7 protein-coding genes and 1 pseudogene are annotated in these 6,694 nt (G+C 36.9%); 3 read left to right on the forward strand and 5 right to left on the reverse strand.

Annotation, left to right across the window (positions count from 1 at the left end):
- Nucleotides 1-8 precede the first annotated feature (8 nt).
- Entirely contained in the window at nt 9-464 is a 456-nt protein-coding gene (locus HDT10_RS00860) for an ankyrin repeat domain-containing protein (protein WP_290878970.1), read from the forward strand.
- Nucleotides 427-954 (forward strand): ankyrin repeat domain-containing protein, encoded by a 528-nt coding sequence (locus HDT10_RS00865; RefSeq protein ID WP_290878973.1) that lies wholly within the window; start codon nt 427-429, stop codon nt 952-954. Before HDT10_RS00860 ends, HDT10_RS00865 begins: the two co-directional genes overlap by 38 nt.
- Before the next feature lie 15 nt (nt 955-969).
- Here HDT10_RS00865 and HDT10_RS00870 read toward each other — a convergent pair whose 3' ends face one another.
- The 5 genes from HDT10_RS00870 to rplI are packed head-to-tail and all read right to left on the reverse strand — an operon-like array spanning nt 970 to nt 5,236.
- Nucleotides 970-1,944 carry a L,D-transpeptidase family protein gene (locus HDT10_RS00870; protein ID WP_290878975.1) on the reverse strand — a complete coding sequence of 325 codons (975 nt, stop codon included), beginning with the start codon at nt 1,942-1,944 and terminating at the stop codon, nt 970-972.
- 22 nt (nt 1,945-1,966) lie between these two features.
- Nucleotides 1,967-2,848, reverse strand: a complete 882-nt coding sequence (gene era, locus HDT10_RS00875) for a GTPase Era (RefSeq protein WP_290878989.1) — start codon at nt 2,846-2,848, stop codon at nt 1,967-1,969.
- A gap of 59 nt (nt 2,849-2,907) precedes the next feature.
- The gene (gene hslU, locus HDT10_RS00880) at nt 2,908-4,230 is read right to left on the reverse strand and encodes an HslU--HslV peptidase ATPase subunit (protein ID WP_290878992.1); all 1,323 of its coding nucleotides are present in this window, start codon (nt 4,228-4,230) and stop codon (nt 2,908-2,910) included.
- Between the two features lie 26 nt (nt 4,231-4,256).
- On the reverse strand, nt 4,257-4,790 hold the full coding sequence (hslV, locus tag HDT10_RS00885) for an ATP-dependent protease subunit HslV (RefSeq protein WP_290878978.1): 534 nt from the start codon (nt 4,788-4,790) through the stop codon (nt 4,257-4,259).
- Nucleotides 4,790-5,236, reverse strand: a complete 447-nt coding sequence (rplI, locus tag HDT10_RS00890; RefSeq protein WP_290878981.1) for a 50S ribosomal protein L9 — start codon at nt 5,234-5,236, stop codon at nt 4,790-4,792. Before rplI ends, hslV begins: the two co-directional genes overlap by 1 nt.
- A 680-nt stretch (nt 5,237-5,916) precedes the next feature.
- On the opposite strand from rplI, the pseudogene HDT10_RS00895 reads away from it, so the two are divergent.
- A pseudogene (locus HDT10_RS00895) lies at nt 5,917-6,694 on the forward strand (hypothetical protein); the annotation flags it as partial.

Consider the following 6,694-nt stretch of genomic DNA (forward strand, 5'->3'; position numbering starts at 1 on the left):
GACTAACGATGCTCAAGCGAATCTTGACGATTGTATTTTTGGTTTTAATTTCTACTCATTCGTATTCTCTAACAAAAAATGAAGAGGATTTTTTCCAAGCTGCAAGAGATGATGATATTGTAACATTTAAAAAATTGCTAGATGCGGGAATTGATATTAATTTACAAAATAGAGACTATGGTTATACTTCTTTAATACTTGCCACATTGAATGGTCGCACAGGAATAGCTAAAGAGATCATAAACAATGGAGCAGATATTAATCTCCAAGATGAATGTGGTTTTACCGCTCTAATGTATGCTACACAATATAGCCATACAGATCTAAGTTATACTGCGGAATATTATTATACAGACATAGCTAAAGAGCTCATCAATAAGGGAGCAAAGATTAATATTCAAGACAAAGAAGGTCTTTACCGCTCTAATGTCTGCTGCAATGAATGGTCATACAGGAATAGTTAAAGAACTCATCAACAAGGGAGCAGGCATTGATTTCCGAAATAAAGAGGGTTACATTGCCTTAGATTATGCAAAAAAGGGAAAGCATAGTGAGATTATAAGGCTTTTGAATCAAGAATATTTCCTGCAAGCCTCAAAGAATGGAGATATTGCAACATTAAGAAAATTATTAGATTTTGGAGTTAATGTTAACTTCCGAGACAGAACCAATGGTTCTACTGCTTTAATGAATGCTGCAATGAATGGTCATACAGAAATAGTTAAAGAGCTCATAGACAAGGAGGCAGGTGTTAATATTCAAAAAGTAAATGGTCTTACTGCTTTGATGTATGCTGCAGCAAGTGGTCATACAGAAGTGGTTAAGGATCTCTTAAATAACGGAGCGGATATTAATCTCCACGATAAAGATGGTCGCACTGCTTTAGACTATGCAAAAGAAGAAAGACGCAAGGAGATTATAGAACTCTTAAGCAAAAGAGAAATTTTAAAGTAAGATTGCGCCCCCTAATTATTGTTCTACCAAAATTTGCATTTTAGAATCTTTTAATTCTACATAAAGTTCTTTTTTGCCGTGAAAGTTGTAACTTGGGGCTTTATAATCTTCAAAGAATGAAATCCTAAATAGATTTCTGTTCTGTTCATTAGGGTAGGGCGAAATATTGATTTTAGAAAACGCAATTTGTTTGGATTCTCGTTTTGCAAAGATGCGTCGTTTATTTTGTGTGAAGTCATTGTATTTCATTCCATCAAAACGCACGAAGTTTGGACTATAAAATCCCAAATAACTCTCTACATTATTGGTTTTCCAAGATTCTTTCCAAGTATATAAATTGCCAAGAAGCGTGCTTAAATCACTTGGATTGACTTCCTTTGCATTATTGTCATAAGTAATCAATAAAGAATCTCTGTAATGAATGATCTTATCCACCGAGCTTAATATATCATTCTCAATCGCAATGCAGCCACGCGTGTTTAATTCCTCGCGATTGCCATTAAGGGGCATTCCGTGAATCCAAATGCCGTGCCCTGTGCGTTTTTGAAGTTTATCAAAAAGATTCGGGTAGCTTGTGCTAAAGGCAAGAGGTCCATAATATTGGTCTAAATTCGTCAAACGAGCATTTAATGTATAGACACCAATGGGCGTTGCAAGGTCTCCTTCTTTTTCTTTATGTCCGCCCTTAGAGCCAACTAAACTATTGACATTTAATCTCTCATTCCATCGGTTATTTTCTAGTGAATAGAGTTTTAAGGTTGGCTTGTTTTTAGTTGCTATAAACAAATATTGTAAGTCTTCGTAATATCCAAACCGCGTATCTTGTGTCTTAAGAGCCTCTTCCCAATACGCGCGACTTTGCATAATTTGCTCTATTTTGTTTTCTATTGCTTTGACTCCACCTTCAGAATAGAGTTTTACCCATTCAAAGTCGCTAGCTTGCGCTACTGCCATTACTAAAAGTAACCCAAAAACTTTAAAAATTTTCATAAATACTTCCGCCTTTTGATAATTAATCTTCAAAATTATACCCCATTTTTTTAAGACTTTCACGTTCTTTGCACCAGCTTGGAATGACTTTTACAAAAATTTCCAAAAAAACCTTTTGTTGCACAAAGGATTCTAGCTTCAAACGCGCCTTATGTCCGATACGTTTGAGTGTCGCTCCACCTTTGCCAATCACCATACCCTTTTGGCTTTCTTTATGCACGATAATCGTCGCTTTGATATAATGAACTTTTGGTTTTTCTTTATAGAGTGTGATTTGCACATCACTCTCGTAGGGCAATTCCTCACTAAGGTTTTCAAAGACTTCTTCTCTGATGATTTCTTTTGCGATTTCTTTAGTTGTATTGGGGCTTAGAATCTCTGGGTCATAATAATAAGGATTTGGCGGCATTAGTTTGGCGACGACTTCCACTACGCGTTTGAGACTTCCCAAGTCTTTAATGGAGATAGGAATAAGCGCAAGATAATTGGTTTGATATTTTTCGTATGCCTTGATGGCGGCAAAAAGGGATTCTTTGGAAACAGAATCTGTTTTTGTCAGCAACAAAATATGAGGCTTTTTTGCATCTTTTAAAAAATCTTCATAAAAGCTAATTTTATCTGTAACGGGGGCTAAAAACAATAAAATATCGCAATCACTCATTGCTTTTAGGGCTTCTTTGAGCATATATTGGTTGAGTAATTTTTCTTGAATATGGATTCCGGGCGTATCTACGAAGACGATTTGCGTTTCTTTTTCCATAAGAATCAAATTCATTCGCTTACGCGTTGCATTGGCTTTGTGAGAAACGAGAGCGAGCCTCTCTCCTAGAAGTGTATTGAGAAAGCTGCTTTTCCCTGCATTTGGGCGTCCAAGCACTGCCACAAATCCCGCTTTTGTGGTAATGGCTTGAGATTCTTTTGTAGAGTCGTTTTGGGCTTTTTCCACTTTTGTTTATTCCAAATTTACAAAATATAACGCGCCACATCAGAATCTGCTACGAGTGATTCTAGCTTCTCTTTTACAAGGGATTCCGTAATTTCTACTTCCTGTCCTTTATAATTTTCTGCTTCAAAGCTAATTTCTTCAATGACTTGTTCCACCACCGTGTGCAAACGTCTTGCGCCAATATCTTCTGTTTTTTCATTTGCGATTTGAGAATAATGCGCCAAAGCCAAAATCGCAGAATCGCTGAATTTCAAAGTAACTCCCTCAACGCCCAAAAGTGCTTCATATTGACGCAAGATAGAATTTTTGGTTTGTGTCAGAATCTTATAGAGTGCCTCTTCATCTAAGCTATCTAACTCCACGCGCAAAGGAAAACGACCTTGTAATTCGGCAATTAAATCACTAGGTTTGCTTAAACTAAACGCACCTGCGGCAATAAATAGAATATGGTCTGTTTTAATGCTGCCATATTTCGTATTGACGACACTACCCTCTACAATCGGTAGTAAATCGCGTTGCACTCCCTCCTTGCTTGGGTCTTGACGACTTTGTCCATTGCCGCTGACTGCGACTTTATCAATCTCATCAATAAAAATAATTCCACTACTTTCTGCGCGTTTGAGTCCCTCGTGTTTAATGGCTTCTAGATCTAATAATGCTTCGCTTGCCTCTACTTTTAACAATTCTTTTGCTTCTTTAATCGTTACTTCTTTTTTGGGATTCTCTTTTGGGGAAGCAATAAAAACTCTTGCGATGGTTTCTTGCACCTTAGCAAATTCAGCCGGCATATTGCTATCTTCAATTTCAAACGAACGTTTAGGCACTTCAATCTCAATTTTTAAATGGTCCATTTCTCCATTTTGCACTTTAGCTCGCATTTTGGCACTTGCATTTTCGTATTCTTCAATCTTTTGTTCGCTCGCTCCTTTGGGCAATGGAGGGATAAGTTTTTCTACGATTTTGTCTAATACATATTTTTCAATATCTTGTGTGCTTTTATGGCGATGCTCTTCTTTGACGAGATTAATAGAGGCGACGACTAAATCACGCACCATAGATTCTACATCGCGTCCGACAAAACCCACTTCTGTGTATTTGCTTGCCTCCACTTTGACAAAAGGCAATCCCATTATTTTCGCCATTCTTCTTGCGATTTCTGTTTTACCTACACCGGTAGAGCCTATCATTAGAATATTTTTAGGCATAACCTCTTCTTGAATTTCTTTTGGGAGTTGCAGTCTGCGGTAACGATTCCTTAGCGCAATGGCTACGATTTTCTTGGCGTCTTTTTGTCCAATGATATATTCATCTAAATATTCTACGATGGCTTTAGGTGTCATTGCTATCACATTTTCCACGATTATTCCTAGAGTTCTAAAATTTTGATATTTGTATTTGTATAAATACAAAGTTCGCCCGCAATTTTAAGGGATTCCAATACAAGTTCTTTGGGTTGCAGTGTGCTATTAAATCTATCAAGTGCGCGTGCAGCACTCAAAGCATAATTTCCTCCACTTCCAATTGCTGCAATTTTGCCATCTTCTGGCTCTACGACATCACCCGTTCCGCTAAGGATAAAGATGCGTTCTCTGTCTAATACAATCATCATTGCTTCTAGTCGCCTTAGATCTCTGTCCTTGCGCCATTCTTTAGAAAATTCCATAACAGATTTGAGCAAATCTCCCTTTTTGTTTTCTAAGATTCTTTCAAACATATCAAAGAGCGTAAAAGCGTCCGCAGTGCTTCCAGCAAATCCACTAAGAATCTTACCATTATAGAGTGTGCGGATTTTGGTTGCATTTCCTTTCAAGACACAATTACCAAAGGTTACTTGTCCGTCTCCACCAATCACCGCACCCTTTTCGCTTTTGTAAGCTAAAATCGTTGTTGCGTGAAACATTATTGTGCCTCTACATCAACTTTTAAAGTAGCAGAAATTCCGTGTCCTAATTTCACTTCTACCTCGTAAATCCCAGTAGATTTAATGGGGTTTTTTAATTCAATTGTCTTTTTGTCTATTTCTAAACGATGCTCTTTGGCGAGTGCTTCTGCAATGTCTTCTTTGGTGATTGCCCCATAAAGTGAGCCATTTGCGCCGACTTTTTGAGTGATTTTTACCACGATTTCAGAGATTTTTTTCGCGGTCATTTCCATAAGAGATTTTTCTTCTGCTGCAAGTTCTGCCGCCCTTTTTTGTGCAGCTTTGTAACGATTGATGACTTCATTTGTAGCAAAATCTGCCAATCCTTTGCCGACTAAAAAATTTCTTCCATAGCCATCTTTGACTTCACAGATTTCACCTTTTTTGCCTAAGCCTTTTACATCTTGTAATAATAAAACTTTCATTATATCTCCTTAAATGTTTTTAAATTGAGTGGTATTTTAGCAGATTTTTATCAAGTTTTGGAAATAAATTAAAAGATTCTTGTAGGGATATAGTAAGGCTTTTGTTTGTATGGTCGGCAATCTAGTAATTTTGCTATAATAGTAAAATACAAAACTATTTAATAAAGGCTCGTAAATGAAAAAACATTTATCTATTGTTTTGCTTGGGGGCAGTAATTCTGTTATGTTAAATGGCTTACAAAAAGGTTTAAGGGGAGAGAATATCAAATTAACAAATTTGGCTTTGGGTTCTTCTATTGCTCTGCAAAATCTCTATGAATTAAAACGCAAGAGGAATCAAGAATCACTACACGAAGCAGATTTAATTATTACAGAAAGCAATATTAATGAAATCGTAAATCATCACGGATATTCTTGTGTTCCACTTTCTATAATTATTGCGGGCATTTATTGGTTGTATGAAGAATTGTATCGTTTAGGGAAAAAAGTGCTCATTTTGCTTTTGCCTCTGAATCCAAGTCGCTATCCATTCGCCACTGCAATTGATAACGCGCATAGAATCTGTGCGAATAAATACGGCTTTAACTGCATAGATATGCAAGAATATTATACAAGAGAGAGTGTTTTTGGATTCTATGATTGTTTTGGGGCGCATCAAATGGCGAGATTAATGAGTTATTTTGGGCAAAATATCATCAAAAATATCCATTGGTTCAAAACTCCAAAAGAAAATATCCCTTGCAATCAAAACCCAGACTTTAAAATACTCAAACCTAGAGAAATGCACACTTCTGCGGGGGGGGGGGATTAACCTTATAAGATTACAAAATTCTGCATTTAGCGAAGAATCTTATCCATTGCAAGAGGGTGCAAGGCTTCAATTTCCTAAGAGTTGTGCAGGTTGGACGCTCATAGGAATCCAAGCTTGGAATTATGAAAAGCCTCGCAAGCCTTGTAGTATTTATAATGTTTATTCAAGTATCCGCGTAATAACGCAGAGTGGTTTCATCGCAAAAAGCAGTTCCTTGATTCGGCTTTTTAATACCCTAAATACTCAAATTATTTTAGATGATGAGAGTTTTTGTGAATTGGATACGACCAATAGTTGCACAGAACGGAGTGAAGCCGTCATAATGACGCCTGATTCCTACACGATTCCTTATTTCAATTTGATTGATTTTTTTCTAGCAAAAGGTGGTCAATGGGAATATGAGATTCCATTTAACCAAGCGAATATTATCGTAGAACCAGAATACGACTTTAAATCTTTAATCCCTGATGTGAAGTTTCTCAAAGAAATTATTGAGGAATATTGCGCGGCAAGAAAGCTAACAAAAGCTGTAAGCCAACCCACCCCTATTATCAAAGAAAAGCCCATTCCCAGCATTTATCTTGTAGCCAAAGACAGAATCCACAATCATCTAGCCTATAAGCTAGGGCAAGCATTGATTCTAAACT

It is taken from the genome of Helicobacter sp. (assembly GCF_014799995.1).
Lineage (GTDB): Bacteria > Campylobacterota > Campylobacteria > Campylobacterales > Helicobacteraceae > Helicobacter_D.